The sequence below is a fragment of the Hamadaea flava genome (assembly GCF_024172085.1).
In the GTDB taxonomy this organism is placed as follows: Bacteria; Actinomycetota; Actinomycetes; order Mycobacteriales; family Micromonosporaceae; genus Hamadaea; species Hamadaea flava.
In genome coordinates this window covers 4,351,435-4,366,285 of the sequence record NZ_JAMZDZ010000001.1, presented here as the reverse complement: position 1 = coordinate 4,366,285, position 14,851 = coordinate 4,351,435, and the positions used below count along the sequence as shown (strand labels likewise).

At 67.3% G+C, this 14,851-nt stretch carries 28 protein-coding genes; all 28 read left to right on the top strand.

Annotated elements, in window-relative coordinates; genetic code table 11:
* Nucleotides 1-12: 12 nt before the first annotated feature.
* The 28 genes from rplC (at nt 13) to rpsD (ending at nt 14,842) form a co-directional block, all read left to right on the top strand.
* Nucleotides 13-672: a 50S ribosomal protein L3 gene (gene rplC, locus HDA40_RS20580; RefSeq protein ID WP_253758321.1), complete on the top strand. Its 660-nt coding sequence runs from the start codon at nt 13-15 to the stop codon at nt 670-672.
* Nucleotides 669-1,319 carry a 50S ribosomal protein L4 gene (gene rplD, locus HDA40_RS20575; RefSeq protein ID WP_253758319.1) on the top strand — a complete coding sequence of 217 codons (651 nt, stop codon included), beginning with the start codon at nt 669-671 and terminating at the stop codon, nt 1,317-1,319. The genes rplC and rplD overlap by 4 nt, the downstream gene beginning before the upstream one ends.
* Nucleotides 1,316-1,618 carry a 50S ribosomal protein L23 gene (gene rplW, locus HDA40_RS20570; protein ID WP_253758317.1) on the top strand — a complete coding sequence of 101 codons (303 nt, stop codon included), beginning with the start codon at nt 1,316-1,318 and terminating at the stop codon, nt 1,616-1,618. The genes rplD and rplW overlap by 4 nt, the downstream gene beginning before the upstream one ends.
* 13 nt (nt 1,619-1,631) lie before the next feature.
* Nucleotides 1,632-2,471 carry a 50S ribosomal protein L2 gene (gene rplB, locus HDA40_RS20565; protein ID WP_253758315.1) on the top strand — a complete coding sequence of 280 codons (840 nt, stop codon included), beginning with the start codon at nt 1,632-1,634 and terminating at the stop codon, nt 2,469-2,471.
* A 12-nt stretch (nt 2,472-2,483) separates the two neighbouring features.
* Nucleotides 2,484-2,765, top strand: coding sequence for a 30S ribosomal protein S19 (gene rpsS, locus HDA40_RS20560; RefSeq protein WP_253758313.1), 282 nt, complete (start codon nt 2,484-2,486; stop codon nt 2,763-2,765).
* A gap of 16 nt (nt 2,766-2,781) precedes the next feature.
* Entirely contained in the window at nt 2,782-3,264 is a 483-nt protein-coding gene (rplV, locus tag HDA40_RS20555) for a 50S ribosomal protein L22 (protein WP_372503167.1), read from the top strand.
* On the top strand, nt 3,264-4,103 hold the full coding sequence (gene rpsC / locus HDA40_RS20550; RefSeq protein ID WP_253758309.1) for a 30S ribosomal protein S3: 840 nt from the start codon (nt 3,264-3,266) through the stop codon (nt 4,101-4,103). The genes rplV and rpsC overlap by 1 nt, the downstream gene beginning before the upstream one ends.
* Nucleotides 4,104-4,106: 3 nt before the next feature.
* The gene (gene rplP / locus HDA40_RS20545) at nt 4,107-4,532 is read left to right on the top strand and encodes a 50S ribosomal protein L16 (RefSeq protein ID WP_253758307.1); all 426 of its coding nucleotides are present in this window, start codon (nt 4,107-4,109) and stop codon (nt 4,530-4,532) included.
* Entirely contained in the window at nt 4,532-4,762 is a 231-nt protein-coding gene (rpmC, locus tag HDA40_RS20540) for a 50S ribosomal protein L29 (protein ID WP_253758305.1), read from the top strand. The genes rplP and rpmC overlap by 1 nt, the downstream gene beginning before the upstream one ends.
* 5 nt (nt 4,763-4,767) lie before the next feature.
* Nucleotides 4,768-5,046: a 30S ribosomal protein S17 gene (gene rpsQ, locus HDA40_RS20535; RefSeq protein WP_253758303.1), complete on the top strand. Its 279-nt coding sequence runs from the start codon at nt 4,768-4,770 to the stop codon at nt 5,044-5,046.
* Nucleotides 5,047-5,176: 130 nt separating this feature from the next.
* On the top strand, nt 5,177-5,545 hold the full coding sequence (rplN, locus tag HDA40_RS20530; RefSeq protein ID WP_253758301.1) for a 50S ribosomal protein L14: 369 nt from the start codon (nt 5,177-5,179) through the stop codon (nt 5,543-5,545).
* On the top strand, nt 5,542-5,859 hold the full coding sequence (gene rplX, locus HDA40_RS20525) for a 50S ribosomal protein L24 (protein ID WP_253763704.1): 318 nt from the start codon (nt 5,542-5,544) through the stop codon (nt 5,857-5,859). The genes rplN and rplX overlap by 4 nt, the downstream gene beginning before the upstream one ends.
* Nucleotides 5,859-6,428, top strand: a complete 570-nt coding sequence (gene rplE, locus HDA40_RS20520; RefSeq protein WP_253758299.1) for a 50S ribosomal protein L5 — start codon at nt 5,859-5,861, stop codon at nt 6,426-6,428. Before rplX ends, rplE begins: the two co-directional genes overlap by 1 nt.
* A 1-nt stretch (nt 6,429) precedes the next feature.
* A complete protein-coding gene (locus HDA40_RS20515; protein ID WP_253758297.1) occupies nt 6,430-6,615 on the top strand; it encodes a type Z 30S ribosomal protein S14 in 186 nt (61 codons plus the stop codon).
* Between the two features lie 121 nt (nt 6,616-6,736).
* Entirely contained in the window at nt 6,737-7,144 is a 408-nt protein-coding gene (rpsH, locus tag HDA40_RS20510; RefSeq protein WP_253758295.1) for a 30S ribosomal protein S8, read from the top strand.
* 12 nt (nt 7,145-7,156) lie between these two features.
* Nucleotides 7,157-7,699, top strand: a complete 543-nt coding sequence (gene rplF / locus HDA40_RS20505; RefSeq protein ID WP_253758293.1) for a 50S ribosomal protein L6 — start codon at nt 7,157-7,159, stop codon at nt 7,697-7,699.
* Entirely contained in the window at nt 7,696-8,085 is a 390-nt protein-coding gene (rplR, locus tag HDA40_RS20500) for a 50S ribosomal protein L18 (protein ID WP_253758291.1), read from the top strand. The genes rplF and rplR overlap by 4 nt, the downstream gene beginning before the upstream one ends.
* A gap of 18 nt (nt 8,086-8,103) precedes the next feature.
* Nucleotides 8,104-8,736, top strand: coding sequence for a 30S ribosomal protein S5 (gene rpsE, locus HDA40_RS20495; protein WP_253758289.1), 633 nt, complete (start codon nt 8,104-8,106; stop codon nt 8,734-8,736).
* Nucleotides 8,736-8,918, top strand: a complete 183-nt coding sequence (gene rpmD / locus HDA40_RS20490; RefSeq protein ID WP_253758287.1) for a 50S ribosomal protein L30 — start codon at nt 8,736-8,738, stop codon at nt 8,916-8,918. The genes rpsE and rpmD overlap by 1 nt, the downstream gene beginning before the upstream one ends.
* Nucleotides 8,918-9,361 carry a 50S ribosomal protein L15 gene (gene rplO, locus HDA40_RS20485; protein WP_253758284.1) on the top strand — a complete coding sequence of 148 codons (444 nt, stop codon included), beginning with the start codon at nt 8,918-8,920 and terminating at the stop codon, nt 9,359-9,361. The genes rpmD and rplO overlap by 1 nt, the downstream gene beginning before the upstream one ends.
* 268 nt (nt 9,362-9,629) lie before the next feature.
* The gene (secY, locus tag HDA40_RS20480) at nt 9,630-10,961 is read left to right on the top strand and encodes a preprotein translocase subunit SecY (RefSeq protein WP_253758282.1); all 1,332 of its coding nucleotides are present in this window, start codon (nt 9,630-9,632) and stop codon (nt 10,959-10,961) included.
* A complete protein-coding gene (locus tag HDA40_RS20475) occupies nt 10,958-11,611 on the top strand; it encodes an adenylate kinase (protein ID WP_253758280.1) in 654 nt (217 codons plus the stop codon). Before secY ends, HDA40_RS20475 begins: the two co-directional genes overlap by 4 nt.
* 57 nt (nt 11,612-11,668) lie before the next feature.
* Complete coding sequence (gene map, locus HDA40_RS20470; protein WP_253758278.1) at nt 11,669-12,535, top strand: type I methionyl aminopeptidase; 867 nt, start codon at nt 11,669-11,671, stop codon at nt 12,533-12,535.
* A gap of 268 nt (nt 12,536-12,803) precedes the next feature.
* Entirely contained in the window at nt 12,804-13,025 is a 222-nt protein-coding gene (gene infA / locus HDA40_RS20465; protein ID WP_007073013.1) for a translation initiation factor IF-1, read from the top strand.
* Between the two features lie 58 nt (nt 13,026-13,083).
* A complete protein-coding gene (rpmJ, locus tag HDA40_RS20460; protein WP_197006680.1) occupies nt 13,084-13,197 on the top strand; it encodes a 50S ribosomal protein L36 in 114 nt (37 codons plus the stop codon).
* 183 nt (nt 13,198-13,380) lie between these two features.
* Entirely contained in the window at nt 13,381-13,761 is a 381-nt protein-coding gene (rpsM, locus tag HDA40_RS20455) for a 30S ribosomal protein S13 (RefSeq protein ID WP_253758276.1), read from the top strand.
* A 30-nt stretch (nt 13,762-13,791) separates the two neighbouring features.
* A complete protein-coding gene (rpsK, locus tag HDA40_RS20450) occupies nt 13,792-14,199 on the top strand; it encodes a 30S ribosomal protein S11 (RefSeq protein ID WP_253758274.1) in 408 nt (135 codons plus the stop codon).
* A gap of 16 nt (nt 14,200-14,215) precedes the next feature.
* Nucleotides 14,216-14,842, top strand: a complete 627-nt coding sequence (gene rpsD, locus HDA40_RS20445) for a 30S ribosomal protein S4 (protein ID WP_253758272.1) — start codon at nt 14,216-14,218, stop codon at nt 14,840-14,842.
* Nucleotides 14,843-14,851: the final 9 nt, after the last annotated feature.

Sequence of the window (14,851 nt, the reverse complement as noted above, 5' to 3'; positions counted from 1 at the left end):
GACCGGACACTCATGGACAGGCAAGTCAAGGGCCTCCTGGGCGCCAAGCTGGGCATGACCCAGCTGTGGGACAACAACAAGGTCGTGCCGGTGACGGTCGTCGAGGTCAGCCCGAATGTGGTGACCCAGGTCCGCACCGCCGACGTCGACGGTTACTCGGCCGTTCAGCTCGCCTATGGCGCGATCAACCCGCGGAAGGTCAACAAGCCGCGCGGTGGTCACTTCGCCAAGGCCGGCGTCGCGCCCCGTCGGCACATCGTCGAGCTGCGCACGGCTGACGCCGGCGAGTACACGCTCGGCCAGGAACTCACCGTCGACACGTTCGCGGCCGGCCAGGCCATCGACGTGACCGGTAAGACCAAGGGCAAGGGCTTCGCGGGTGTGATGAAGCGTCACGGCTTCCACGGCCTGAAGTCCTCGCACGGTGTCGAGCGCAAGCACCGCTCGCCGGGCTCCATCGGCGCCTGCGCGACCCCCGGTCGCGTCTTCAAGGGCGTACGCATGGCCGGCCGGATGGGTGGCGTGCGGTACACCGCGCAGGGCCTGACGGTTCAGGCGGTGGACGCGGAGAACAACCTGCTGCTGGTGCGCGGCGCCATCCCGGGCCCCAAGGGCGCCCTGGTGCTGGTTCGCTCGGCGGCGAAGGACAAGAAGGGTGGTGCGAAGAAGTGACCGCGGTTGACGTTATCGGCGTCGACGGTGCCAAGGCCGGTTCGGTCGAGCTGCCCAGCGACATCTTCGACGTCCAGGCCAACATCCCGCTGATGCACCAGGTCGTCACGGCGCAGCTCGCCGCGGCCCGTCAGGGTACGCACAAGGCGAAGTCCCGCGGCGAGGTGTCCGGTGGTGGCAGGAAGCCGTACAAGCAGAAGGGCACCGGTCGCGCTCGCCAGGGTTCGACCCGGGCGCCGCAGTTCGCCGGTGGTGGCGTCGTCCACGGCCCCGTGCCGCGTGACTACAGCCAGCGCACCCCGAAGAAGATGAAGGCCGCCGCGCTGCGTGGCGCCCTCTCGGACCGGGCGCGCGAGAGCCGGGTGCACGTGGTCGAGGCGTTCGTGGACGGCGAGCAGCCGTCGACGAAGGCGGCTCTGGCCACTCTGAAGGCGATCGGCGTCGACGAGGCGAAGTCGCTGGTCGTGCTGGGCGCGGAGGACGAGCTGAACTGGGTCAGCCTGCGCAACCTGCCGCTGGTGCACCTCCTCGAGGCCGGCCAGCTCAACACGTACGACGTCCTCGTCGCCGACCACGTGATCTTCACGAAGGAGGCGCTGGAGGAGTTCCTCGGCGTTCGTACGGGCACCGAGGAGGGTGACAAGTGACCACCATCGCCGACCCGCGGGACATCATCGTCGCCCCGGTCGTCTCCGAGAAGAGCTACAGCGAGCTCACGCGCAACTGGTACACGTTCCTCGTGCACCCGGATGCCAACAAGACCGCGATCAAGATCGCGATCGAGCAGATCTTCAACGTACGCGTGCTCACGGTGAACACGCTCAACCGCGAGGGCAAGCGCAAGCGGACCCGCAACGGTTGGGGCAAGCGCAAGGACACCAAGCGCGCCATGGTGAAGCTGGCCGATGGAGACCGCATCGAGGTCTTCGGCGGACCGGTGAGCTGAGGGGTATAAGACAATGGCTATTCGTAAGTACAAGCCGACGACGCCGGGCCGCCGTGGCTCCAGTGTCGCCGACTTCGCGGAGATCACCCGGTCTACCCCGGAGAAGTCGCTCGTCGTGCCGCTGCCCAAGAAGGGCGGCCGCAACGTCCACGGCCGGATCACCACCCGGCACCAGGGCGGCGGTCACAAGCGTCAGTACCGTCTGATCGACTTCAAGCGGGCGGACAAGGACGGCATCCCCGCCAAGGTCGCGCACATCGAGTACGACCCGAACCGCACCGCGCGGATCGCGCTGCTGCACTACGCCGACGGCGAGAAGCGCTACATCCTGGCGCCGAAGGACCTGAAGCAGGGCGACGCGGTCGAGTCGGGCACCGGCGCGGACATCAAGCCGGGCAACAACCTGCCGTTGCGCAACATCCCGGTCGGCACCACGGTGCACAACGTGGAGCTGCGCCCGGGCGGTGGCTCGAAGCTGGCCCGTTCCGCGGGCACCGGCATCCAGCTGCTGGGTCGCGAGGAGGACTACGCCACGCTGCGTATGCCGTCCGGCGAAATCCGCAAGGTGGACGTCCGCTGCCGCGCCACGGTTGGCGAGATCGGCAACGCCGAGCAGTCCAACATCAACTGGGGCAAGGCCGGCCGCATGCGCTGGAAGGGCAAGCGCCCGACCGTCCGTGGTGTCGCCATGAACCCGGTCGACCACCCGCACGGTGGTGGTGAGGGCAAGACCTCCGGTGGTCGCCACCCGGTGAACCCGCAGGGTAAGCCCGAGGGCCGCACCCGTCGTAAGGGCCAGCCGAGTGACCGGCTGATCGTTCGCCGCCGCTACGCGAACCGCAAGCGCGGCTGAGGGAGATAGAAGATGCCTCGCAGCCTGAAGAAGGGCCCGTTCATCGACGGCCACCTGCTCAAGAAGGTGGAAGTTCAGAACGAGAAGGGCTCCAAGAACGTCATCAAGACCTGGTCGCGGCGTTCCACGATCATCCCCGAGATGCTCGGGCACACGATCGCGGTGCACGACGGACGCAAGCACGTCCCGGTCTTCGTGAGCGAAGCGATGGTCGGGCACAAGCTCGGCGAGTTCGCGCTGACCCGCACGTTCAAGGGTCACGAGAAGGACGACCGGAAGAGCCGCCGTCGCTGACGGTGGACCGTTGAGGATCAAGGGGAAACACGAAATGCCTACCCAGGACGCGCAGGCGCCCGGTGCCCGGGCTGTAGCCCGCCACGTGGGCCTGTCCGCCACCAAGGCGCGCCGTGTGGTGAACCTCGTCCGCGGTCTGCCCGCGAAGGAGGCTCTCACGGTGCTGCAGTTCGCGCCGCAGGCGGCCAGTGAGCCCGTGTACAAGGTGCTCGCCAGTGCCATCGCGAACGCGGAGAACAACGAGCGGCTGGACCCGGACGCGCTCCTGGTCAGCGCCGCGTACGTGGACGAGGGTCCGACGCTGAAGCGGTTCCGGCCGCGGGCGCAGGGCCGGGCGTACCGCATCCGCAAGCGCACGTGCCACATCACCATCGAGGTGGAGGCCGTCGCTCCGCGTACGCCGGCTCGGGCCGCGAAGAAGGCAGCGGCCGCGAAGGCGACGCCGGCGAAGGCCGCGCCCGCCCAGGCCGAGACCGCCGAGCAGGAGGAGACCGAGTAATGGGTCAGAAAGTTCACCCGACCGGCTTCCGGCTCGGCATCTCGACCGACTGGAAGTCCCGCTGGTACGCCGACAAGCTGTACAAGGACTACATCGGCGAGGATGTCAAGATCCGGAAGATGATGTCGAAGGGCCTCGAGCGCGCCGGCATCTCCAAGGTCGACATCGAGCGGACCCGCGACAAGGTGCGCGTCGACATCCACACCGCCCGGCCGGGCATCGTCATCGGCCGGAAGGGTGCGGAGGCCGAGCGCCTGCGCGGTGAGCTGGAGAAGCTCACCGGCAAGCAGGTCCAGCTGAACATCCTCGAGGTGAAGAACCCCGAGTCGGACGCGCAGCTCGTGGCGCAGGGCGTCGCCGAGCAGCTGTCCAGCCGGGTCAGCTTCCGTCGTGCGATGCGCAAGTCGATGCAGTCGGCGATGAAGAACCCGCTCGTGCGGGGCATCCGGGTGCAGGTCTCGGGCCGCCTGGGCGGCGCCGAGATGAGCCGCACGGAGTTCTACCGCGAGGGCCGGGTTCCGCTGCACACGCTGCGGGCCAACATCGAGTACGGCTTCTTCGAGGCGCGTACGACCTTCGGCCGCATCGGCGTGAAGGTTTGGATCTACAAGGGTGACGCCGTCCCGGGCCGTGAGGCCCTGGCCGACGCCGGCGCGCAGCGCCCGCGTCGTGAGCGGGCCGATCGTCCGGAGCGGCCGCGCCGCACCCGGTCGGGCTCGTCCGGCACCACCGCGGGTGGCACCGAGGCCGGCCGGGCGGCCGCCGCGGCTGCCGCCGGTACCGAGAACACCACCGAGGCGGCTCCCGAGGCCGCGCCGGTGCAGACGCAGGAGGGCTGATCAATGCTGATGCCGCGCAAGCCCCCAAAGGGCTTCCGCAAGCCGCACCACCCCGACCGCAGTGGCGCGTCGAAGGGCGGCAACCGGGTGGTGTTCGGCGAGTTCGGCATCCAGGCGCTCGAGTCGGCGTACGTCACGAACCGCCAGATCGAGTCGGCGCGTATCGCGATGACCCGTCACATTCGTCGTGGTGGCAAGGTCTGGATCACGGTCTACCCGGACCAGGCTCTGACCAAGAAGCCCGCCGAGACCCGGATGGGTTCCGGTAAGGGCTCGCCGGAGTGGTGGGTCGCGAACGTCAAGCCGGGCCGCATTCTCTTCGAGATGCAGTTCCCGAACGAGGCGATCGCGCGTGAGGCGATGCGTCGCGCGATCCACAAGCTCCCGATGAAGTGCCGCATCGTGACGCGTGAAGTGGGTGAAATGTGATGGCGGCGGGCACGAAGTCGGCCGAGCTGCGTGAACTCTCCGGCGAGGAGTTGGTCACGAAGCTGCGGGAGGCCAAGGCGGAGCTGTTCAACCTCCGCGTGCAGGGTGCGACCGGGCAGCTGGACAACAACCGGCGGCTGCAGGTCATCCGCAAGGACATCGCCCGGATCTACACGATCATGCGTGAGCGCGAGCTGGGGCTCTCAGCCGCGCCGACTGAGGTGGCGTAATCAACATGAGTGAGACCAACGAGAAGGCCGCCGAGCGGACCTCGCGTAAGGTGCGCGAGGGCCTGGTGGTCAGCGACAAGATGGACAAGACCGTGGTCGTCGAGGTCGAGGACCGGGTCAAGCACCCGCTGTACGGCAAGGTTCTGCGCCGTGCCAGCAAGCTGAAGGCGCACGACGAGCAGAACGCGTGCGGCATCGGTGACCGGGTGCTCCTGATGGAGACTCGTCCGCTGTCCGCCACCAAGCGGTGGCGGGTCGTGGAGATCCTCGAGAAGGCCAAGTGACGGCTGGGCTTCCCCCGGCAAATAAGACAGCCCACGCTCCGCGGGGCCGGTTCGCCCGGTTCCGCGGGGTGGGGACGAGTTCCGCCAAGCTTCGGTGTTCCGGAGAACTGGCAGACATACAGGAGTTGACGTGATCCAGCAGGAGTCGCGACTGCGAGTCGCCGACAACACGGGTGCCCGGGAGATTCTGTGCATCCGCGTTCTCGGTGGTTCGGGTCGGCGCTACGCGAGCATCGGCGACGTCATCGTGGCCACCGTCAAGGACGCCATCCCGGGCGCCGGCGTGAAGAAGGGCGATGTCGTCAAGGCGGTCATCGTCCGGACGGCCAAGGAGAAGCGCCGGCCCGACGGCTCGTACATCAAGTTCGACGAGAACGCCGCTGTCATCATCAAGGACGGTGGCGACCCGCGCGGTACCCGCATCTTCGGCCCGGTCGGCCGGGAGCTGCGGGACAAGCGGTTCATGAAGATTATTTCGCTCGCCCCGGAGGTGCTCTGATCATGAAGATCAAGAAGGGCGACACCGTAGTGGTGATCTCCGGCAAGGACAAGGGCATCGAGGGCAAGGTCATCGCGGCCTACCCGAGGATCGAGAAGGTCCTGGTCGAGGGCGTCAACCGGATCAAGAAGCACACCAAGATCCGCACCACCCAGCGGGGCGCGAAGAGCGGCGGCATCGTCACTCAGGAAGCGCCGATCCACGTCTCGAAGGTCGCGTACCTGGAGGACGGGAAGCCGACCCGGGTGGGTTACAAGATCGACGAGAACGGCAGCAAGGTCCGTATCTCCCGCCGCAGCGGCAAGGAGCTGTGATGTCGACGGCGACTGTTGAGAAGACCCTTCCCCGCTTGAAGACCAAGTACCGGGAGCAGATCGTGCCGGCGCTGCGTGAGCAGTTCCAGTACGCCAACCCGATGCAGGTTCCGGGGCTGACCAAGATCGTCGTGAACATGGGTGTGGGCGAGGCCGCCCGCGACGCCAAGAAGATCGACGGTGCGGTTCGCGACCTGACGGCCATCACCGGCCAGAAGCCGCAGATCCGGAAGGCGACCAAGTCCATCGCGCAGTTCAAGCTGCGCGAGGGTATGCCGATCGGCGCGAAGGTGACCCTGCGCGGCGACCGCATGTGGGAGTTCCTGGACCGGCTGCTGGCGATCGCCCTGCCGCGTATCCGTGACTTCCGCGGTCTGGACGGGCGCAAGCTCGACGGGCACGGCAACTACACGTTCGGTCTGACCGAGCAGTCGGTCTTCCACGAGATCGACCAGGACCGGATCGACTCGGTTCGGGGCATGGACATCACCCTGGTGACCAGCGCCACGACCGACGATGAGGGCCGGGCGCTGCTGAAGCTGCTGGGCTTCCCGTTCAAGGAGAACTGATATGGCCAAGAAGGCGCTGATCATCAAGGCGGCCGCGAAGCCGAAGTTCGCCGTGCGTGCCTACACCCGCTGCCAGCGGTGTGGTCGGCCGAAGTCCGTCTACCGGAAGTTCGGTCTCTGCCGGGTCTGCATCCGGGAGATGGCGCACCGTGGCGAGCTGCCCGGCGTGTCGAAGGCTTCGTGGTAAACGATCACATCTCCAGCGGCCTCAAGGGGCCGTTGGCGACCGAATACTTGCTTCGCCGTAGGCCCCGGCCGGGATCGTCCGGCAGCCGGCGGAACCGCGGCGAGAGAGGTTAAGACAAACCATGACGATGACCGACCCAATCGCAGACATGCTGACGCGTCTGCGTAACGCCAACCAGGCGTATCACGACCGGGTGCAGATGCCCTACTCGAAGATCAAGGCGAACATCGCCGAGGTCCTCAAGGCCGAGGGCTACATCTCCGCCTGGGCGGTTGAGGAGCCCGAGGAGGGGGCTGTCGGCAAGACGCTGACGGTCGACCTCAAGTACGGCCCGAGCCGTGAGCGCAGCCTCGCCGGCATCCGCCGGGTCTCCAAGCCCGGCCTTCGGGTCTACGCCCGTTCGCAGGAGCTCCCCAAGGTGCTCGGCGGCCTGGGCGTGGCGATCATCTCGACGTCCCAGGGACTGCTCACCGATCGGCAGGCCCGCAAGCGAGGGGTGGGCGGGGAAGTCCTCGCCTACGTCTGGTGAGGAAGGTCTGCAATGTCGCGAATCGGACGTAAGGCGATCCCGGTCCCGACCGGGGTCGACATCACCATCGATGGCCCGACCGTCAAGGTCAAGGGCCCCAAGGGCGCTCTCGAGCACACCCTCGCCGAGCCGATCACTGCCGAGCGCAGTGAGAGCGGCGAGCTGCTCATCAGCCGCCCGAACGACGAGCGCCGCGCCAAGGAGCTGCACGGTCTCTCGCGTACCCTGGTCGCCAACATGATCGTCGGCGTCACCGAGGGCTACCGCAAGAGCCTGGAGATCAACGGCACGGGTTACCGCGTCACCGCCAAGGGCTCGGACCTCGAGTTCGCCCTGGGCTTCTCGCACCCGGTGCTGGTGACCGCCCCCGCGGGCATCACCTTCACGGTGGAGCGGCCGACGCTGTTCCACGTGTCGGGTATCGACAAGCAGCTGGTCGGCGAGGTCTCCGCGAAGATCAGGAAGATCCGTCCGCCGGAGCCCTACAAGGGCAAGGGTGTCAAGTACACGGACGAGGTCATCCGCCGCAAGGCTGGAAAGGCAGGTAAGAAGTGAGCGCCCAGCTCCTCAAGCGCCGCAGCGGCGTCGCGGCTCAGCGCGCCGTCGGCAAGGCGCGCCGGCACTTCCGGATCCGCAAGAACCTCAGCGGAACGGCGGAGCGGCCGCGTCTGGTGGTCACCCGCAGCCTGCGGCAGATCACCGTGCAGATCGTGGACGACATCAAGGGTCACACCCTCGTGTCGGCCTCTTCCATGGACGCCTCGATCCGGGGCGCCGAGGGCACCAAGAGCGACCTCGCCACGAAGGTGGGCGCTCTGGTGGCCGAGCGCGCCAAGGCCGCGGGCATCAGCAAGGTTGTGTTCGACCGTGGCGGCAACCGCTACGCCGGCCGTATTGCGGCTCTGGCGGACGCGGCCCGCAGCGGCGGGCTCGAGTTCTAGGAAGGAGTGGATCGAATAATGGCAGGTCCACAGCGCCGGGGCTCCGGGTCCGGTAACAGCAACGAGTCCGGCGACGGTCAGCGTCGCGGTCGCGGCGACCGTCGCGACGGCGGCCGGGACCGCGCGCCGGTCGAGAAGACCCCGCACATCGAGCGGGTCGTCACGATCAACCGCGTCGCGAAGGTCGTCAAGGGCGGTCGTCGGTTCAGCTTCACCGCGCTGGTCGTGGTGGGCGACGGCGACGGCACGGTCGGCGTCGGCTACGGCAAGGCCAAGGAGGTGCCCGCGGCGATCGCCAAGGGTGTCGAGGAGGCCAAGAAGCACTTCTTCAAGGTGCCGCGGATCGGTTCGTCCATCCCGCACCCGGTGCTGGGCGAGGACGCCGCGGGCGTCGTCCTGCTGAAGCCGGCGAGCGCTGGTACCGGTGTCATCGCCGGTGGCCCGGTGCGTGCCGTGCTGGAGTGCGCCGGCATCCACGACGTGCTCTCCAAGAGCCTCGGCTCGTCCAACCCGATCAACATCGTCCACGCCGCCGTGAAGGCGCTGCGGATGCTGGAGTCGCCCGAGGCTGTCGCCGCTCGCCGCGGTCTGCCGGTCGAGGACGTGGCCCCGGCCCGCATGCTGGCACTGCGCGCGGGAGCGGGTGCGTGATGGCGCGGCTGAAGGTTACGCAGGTCCGGTCCGAGATCGGTGCCAAGTTCAACCAGCGCGAGTCGCTGCGTTCGCTCGGCCTGAAGCGGATCAACGATGTGGTCGTCAAGGAGGACCGTCCCGAGATTCGCGGGATGATCTTCACGGTGAACCACCTGGTCAAGGTTGAGGAGGTCGACTGATGACGATCAAGGTCCACCACCTCCGTCCGGCAGCCGGCGCCAAGACCGCGAAGACCCGTGTCGGTCGCGGTGAGGGCTCCAAGGGTAAGACCGCCGGTCGCGGTACGAAGGGTACGAAGGCCCGTTACCAGGTCTCGGCGGCGTTCGAGGGCGGGCAGATGCCCATCCACATGCGCCTGCCGAAGCTGAAGGGCTTCAAGAACAAGTTCAAGGTCGTGTTCCAGGTCGTGAACCTGGACCGGCTGGCCGAGCTGTTCCCGAACGGCGGCCAGGTCGGCCCGCAGGAGCTGGCCGAGGCCGGCGCGGTCCGCAAGGGCCAGCCGGTCAAGGTGCTCGGCACCGGCGACCTCGGCGGCATCGCTCTCCAGATCTCGGCGCACGCGTTCAGCGCGTCCGCCAAGGAGAAGATCGCCGCCGCCGGTGGCACCGCCACCGAGCTGTAAGCCAGGCAGGCTCGGTGGCAAGCTACCGAGCTGTTAAGCACGGGCAATCAGGGCGCCGGCTGCTGCTTCCTTCTGTGGAGTCGGCAGTCGGCGCCTTGCTTTTAGCACAGGTCCAGGGGCACCGAGGCAAATAATGTGTCGACACCCCTGAGCAGAACCACCCTTGGACTGTTACAGTCCAAACCCAGCTATGGGATTCGTCCCGTAGCCATCCCGTCACGCCCCCGCCACCGACCCCGAAAAGGTCGCCTCGCGCAGGAGGATAGAGTTGCTCTCCGCGTTTCTCAGTGCGTTCAAGACGCCTGACCTGCGCAAGAAGCTGCTGTTCACGGCGGCCATCATCGCGCTTTACCGGCTCGGTGCCACCATTCCCAGCCCCGGCGTCTCCTACGGCAACGTCCAGGAGTGCATCAAGAACGCACAGGCGGGGGACACCAACGGGATCTTCAGCCTGCTGAACCTCTTCTCCGGCGGAGCGCTGCTCTCGCTGTCGGTGTTCGCGCTGGGCATCATGCCCTACATCACCGCGTCGATCATCCTGCAGCTGCTGACCGTCGTGATCCCGCGGCTCGAGCAGCTGCGCAAGGAGGGCCAGTCCGGCCAGGCGAAGATCACGCAGTACACCCGGTACCTGACCCTGGGTCTGGCCGTCCTGCAGTCGTCCGCGTTCGTCGCGCTCGGCAAGTCGGGCCAGCTGTTCGGCAACGCCTGCCCGGCCGGCGTCGAGATCATCCCGCAGACCGCGATCCCGCAGTGGCTGACCCTGGCTTCGCTCGTGATCACGATGACCGCCGGCACCGGCGTCATCATGTGGCTGGGCGAGCTGATCACCGACCGCGGTATCGGCAACGGCATGTCCGTCCTGATCTTCACCTCGATCGCCGCCCGGCTTCCCGCCGAGGGCTGGCAGATCTACAAGTCCAAGGGCGCGTACTGGTTCGTCGGCGTACTGGTTCTGGTCGTCGCGATCATCGCTGCCGTGGTCTACATCGAGCAGGCGCAACGCCGGATCCCCGTGCAGTACGCCAAGCGCATGGTCGGCCGGCGCATGTACGGCGGCACCTCGACCTACATCCCGCTCAAGGTCAACCAGGCCGGCGTCATCCCGGTCATCTTCGGCTCGTCCCTGCTCTACCTGCCGCAGTTGGCGCTCCAGTTCACCAAGAGCGACGACCCGGGCAAGGTCTGGACGTGGGTCGACCGGCACCTGGCCAACCCGAGCGACTGGGTCTACATCCTGACCTACTTCCTGCTGATCATCTTCTTCACCTACTTCTACGTGTCGATCACCTTCAACCCGACTGAGGTGGCCGACAACATGAAGAAGTACGGCGGGTTCGTGCAGGGCATCCGGCCCGGCAAGCCCACCGCCGACTACCTGGACTTCATCCTGACCCGGATCACCCTGCCGGGTGCCCTCTACCTGGGCATCATCGCGGTCCTGCCGAACTTCTTCTTCATGTGGCTCGGCGGCAGCAGTTACCAGAACTTCCCGTTCGGTGGCACCGCGGTACTGATCATGGTCGGCGTCGGCCTGGAGACGGTCAAGCAGATCGAAAGCCAGCTCATGCAGCGGAACTACGAAGGCTTCCTGCGATGAGGCTGGTTCTCGTCGGCCCGCCGGGCGCGGGGAAGGGTACGCAGGCGGAGTTCATCGCCTCGACCCTCTCCGTGCCCAAGATCTCCACCGGCGACATCTTCCGGGCGAACGTGTCCCAGGGCACGCCGCTGGGGCTGGAAGCCAAGCGGTACATGGATTCCGGCGGTCTCGTCCCGGACGAGGTCACCATCAACATGGTGCGGGACCGGTTGGCCGAGCCCGACGCCGCCGACGGTTTCCTGCTCGACGGTTTTCCGCGTACGGTGCCGCAGGCGACCGCGCTCGACAAGATGCTCGCCGATGCCGGTACGGCGCTCGACCTGGTGCTGGAACTCGTCGTCGACAACGACGAGGTGATCCGGCGGCTGTCCGGGCGGCGTACCTGCCACAACTGCGGCAAGATCTGGCACGTCGAGTTCGACCCGCCCACCAAGGAGGGCGTCTGCGACCGGTGCAACGGATCGTTGTACCAGCGCGACGACGACAAGCCGGAGACGATCGCGGAGCGGCTGCGCGTCTACGAGCGTGACACCGCGCCGCTGGCGGACTACTACGGCGCCCAGAACAAGCTGGTGGGCATCGACGCCACCGGCCCGGTGGAGGACGTCACCGCGCGCGCGATCGACGCCCTGCGCTCCTACGGTGGCTGACGCCGCTATCCGCCCGCCCCGAGGAAGCGCCCTCCGGGACTGACTTAGTCTGGTCTAATGCGTCACCAGCTCGACATTCAGGTCAAAACGCCGGCCCAGCTCGCGAAGATGCGGCAGGCCGGTCTGGTCGTGGCCGCGGCCCTGGCCGCGATGCGCGAGGCCGTGCGGCCGGGGATCTCCACCGCCGATCTCGACGCGCTCGCCGAGAAGGTCATCCGGGACGCCGGCGCGATCCCGTCGTTCAAGGGCTACCAGGGTTTCCCTGCCTCGATCTGCGCCTCGGTCAACGAGCAGATCGTGCACGGCATCCCGTCCGGTGGGCAGGTGCTCGCCGACGGCGATCTGATCTCCATCGACTGCGGCGCGATCCTGGACGGCTGGCACGGCGACTCGGCGATCACCGTCGGGGTCGGCGCGGCCGCACCGGAGCTGACGCGGATGGCCGCGGTCGCGGAGGACGCGATGTGGGCGGGGATCGCCGCCGCCGCCCGCGGTGTGCGGTCCGGCCGCGGCAGGCTCACCGACATCTCGTACGCGATCCAGGCGTCGATCCGGGGCGAGAAGTCGGCCCTCGTCGGCCGGGTGACCGGCACGCGGCGGCGGTACGGCATCGTCGACGGGTACGGCGGCCACGGTATCGGCACCGAGATGCACCAGGATCCGCACATCCTCAACCACGGGCGGCCCGGTAAGGGTCCGTTCCTCGTGCCGGGGATGGCGCTGGCCATCGAGCCGATGATCACGATGGGCTCTCCGCGTACGCTCGAACTGGGCGACGGCTGGACGGTGGTGAGCGTCGACGGCTCGTACGCCGCCCATGTCGAGCACTCGATCGGCCTCTACGAGGACGGCGTGTGGGTGTTCACCGCGGAGGACGGCGGTCGCGACCGCCTCGGCGATCTGGTCACCGCGAGCGCCGCGTGACTCCGCTGCGTAACTCCGTGGGGTAACGGAGATCACGACGCGCCGGCTGTGACGCGCCCGACCGCGGGTGCGGCGGACCCTGATTTGGCGTCGATGCATATGGCCGCGTAGACTGGCTCAACGGCGCACCGCGTCCCCTCTGTCATGCCTGCCAATGCTCCGGCGGATGACAGTGCCGCGGCTGGCGTGCCGGCGACCCGGGTTCCGGGCCACCTGCGCGAGGACAACGTGAGCCAATCAATGCAGCCGATGTCAGGTAGCGGAGGACATGCCGAAGAAGGACGGGGCCATCGAGATCGAGGGCCGGGTCATCGAGCCACTCCCGAACGCAATGTTCCGGGTGGAACTGGCCAATGGTCACAAAGTCTTGGCCCACATCAGCGGAAAGATGCGCCAGCACTACATCCGCATCCTGCCCGAAGACCGGGTGGTCGTAGAGCTGTCGCCCTATGACCTCACGCGGGGCCGGATCGTCTACCGCTACAAGTAGCAACAGCACACCGACATCGGACGCATGTCCGTGTCCAAAACCGGAGTAAAGGCGAACCGTGAAGGTCAAGCCGAGCGTTAAGAAGATCTGCAACAAGTGCCGCGTCATCCGCCGGCACGGCCGGGTCATGGTCATCTGTGACGACCCGCGCCACAAGCAGCGCCAGGGCTGAGCCCCGGCGCTGAACGCGTCCGCAGATCACGCACGTCCGAATAGCTCGTCCCGGCCGCGGGGACGTCCCCATCGGGGAAACTCTCGTGGCTGACCCCCGGTCGGAGGCCGGGGCCCCATCCGGGCAGGTGGGGAAGGGGCCGGGTACAGACCTCCGCCACATCCACGAGGAGCTAGCCCACACATGGCACGTCTTCTGGGCGTCGACCTCCCGCGCGAGAAGCGCATGGAGATCGCGCTGACCTACATCTTCGGCGTTGGCCGTACGCGAGCGGCTGAGACGCTCGCGGCCACCGGTATCGACCCCAACAAGCGGGCGAGGGACCTCACCGACGAAGAGGTCGTTCAGCTTCGTGATCACATCGAAGCCAATTTCAAGGTAGAGGGCGACCTGCGCCGCGAGGTCGCCGCTGACATCCGCCGCAAGGTGGAGATCGGCTGCTACGCGGGCATCCGGCACCGCAAGGGCCTGCCCGTCCGTGGTCAGCGCACGCGGACCAACGCGCGTACGCGCAAGGGTCCGAAGCGGACTGTCGCGGGCAAGAAGAAGCCCGGCAAGAAGTAGTAGCTGGATCGAGAAGGAGCGCATAGAACTATGCCGCCGAAGGCACGCGCCGGGACACCCGTCAAGAAGGTCCGGCGTAAGGAACGCAAGAACGTCTCCCACGGGCAGGCGCACATCAAGAGCACCTTCAACAACACCATCGTGTCCATCACGGACCCGACCGGTGCTGTGATCTCCTGGGCCTCCGCCGGCCAGGTCGGATTCAAGGGCTCCCGGAAGTCGACGCCGTTCGCCGCGCAGCTGGCCGCCGAGGCCGCTGCCCGCCGCGCCATGGAGCACGGCATGCGCAAGGTCGACGTGTTCGTCAAGGGCCCGGGTTCGGGCCGCGAGACCGCCATCCGTTCGCTGACCGCCGCCGGTCTTGAGGTCGGGGTCATCTCCGACGTCACGCCGCAGCCGCACAACGGATGCCGTCCGCCGAAGCGTCGTCGGGTCTAAGGGGAGATAGAGGAAGATGGCTCGTTACACCGGCGCCGACTGCCGCCGCTGCCGTCGCGAGAAGACCAAGCTGTTCCTGAAGGGCAGCAAGTGCGACGGGCCGAAGTGCCCGTTCGAGTCCCGGCCGTTCCCGCCCGGGCAGCACGGTCGCGGCCGCACCAAGGACACCGAATACCTGCTCCAGCTGCGTGAGAAGCAGAAGGCCCGCCGGATCTACGGCGTGCTGGAGAAGCAGTTCCGCACCTACTACGAGGAGGCCAACCGCAAGGCTGGCAAGACCGGTGAGGTGCTGCTGCAGATTCTCGAGTCGCGGCTGGACAACGTGGTCTACCGGGCTGGCTACGCCAAGTCCCGCGACCACGCCCGTCAGCTGGTCAAGCACGGTCACTTCACGGTGAACGGCAAGAAGGTCGACATCCCGTCGTACCGCGTCTCCGACCACGACATCGTCGAGGTCCGGACGAAGTCGAAGGAGCTGACCCCGTTCCAGGTCGCGCAGGGCGAGGCGGGCAGCCGCACCGTTCCGGCGTGGCTCGAAGCGATCCCCAGCCAGCTCAAGATCCTGGTTCACTCGCTTCCGGCCCGGGGTGCCATCGACACCCAGGTCCAGGAGCAGCTCATCGTCGAGCTCTACTCCAAGTAGGCATTGGCA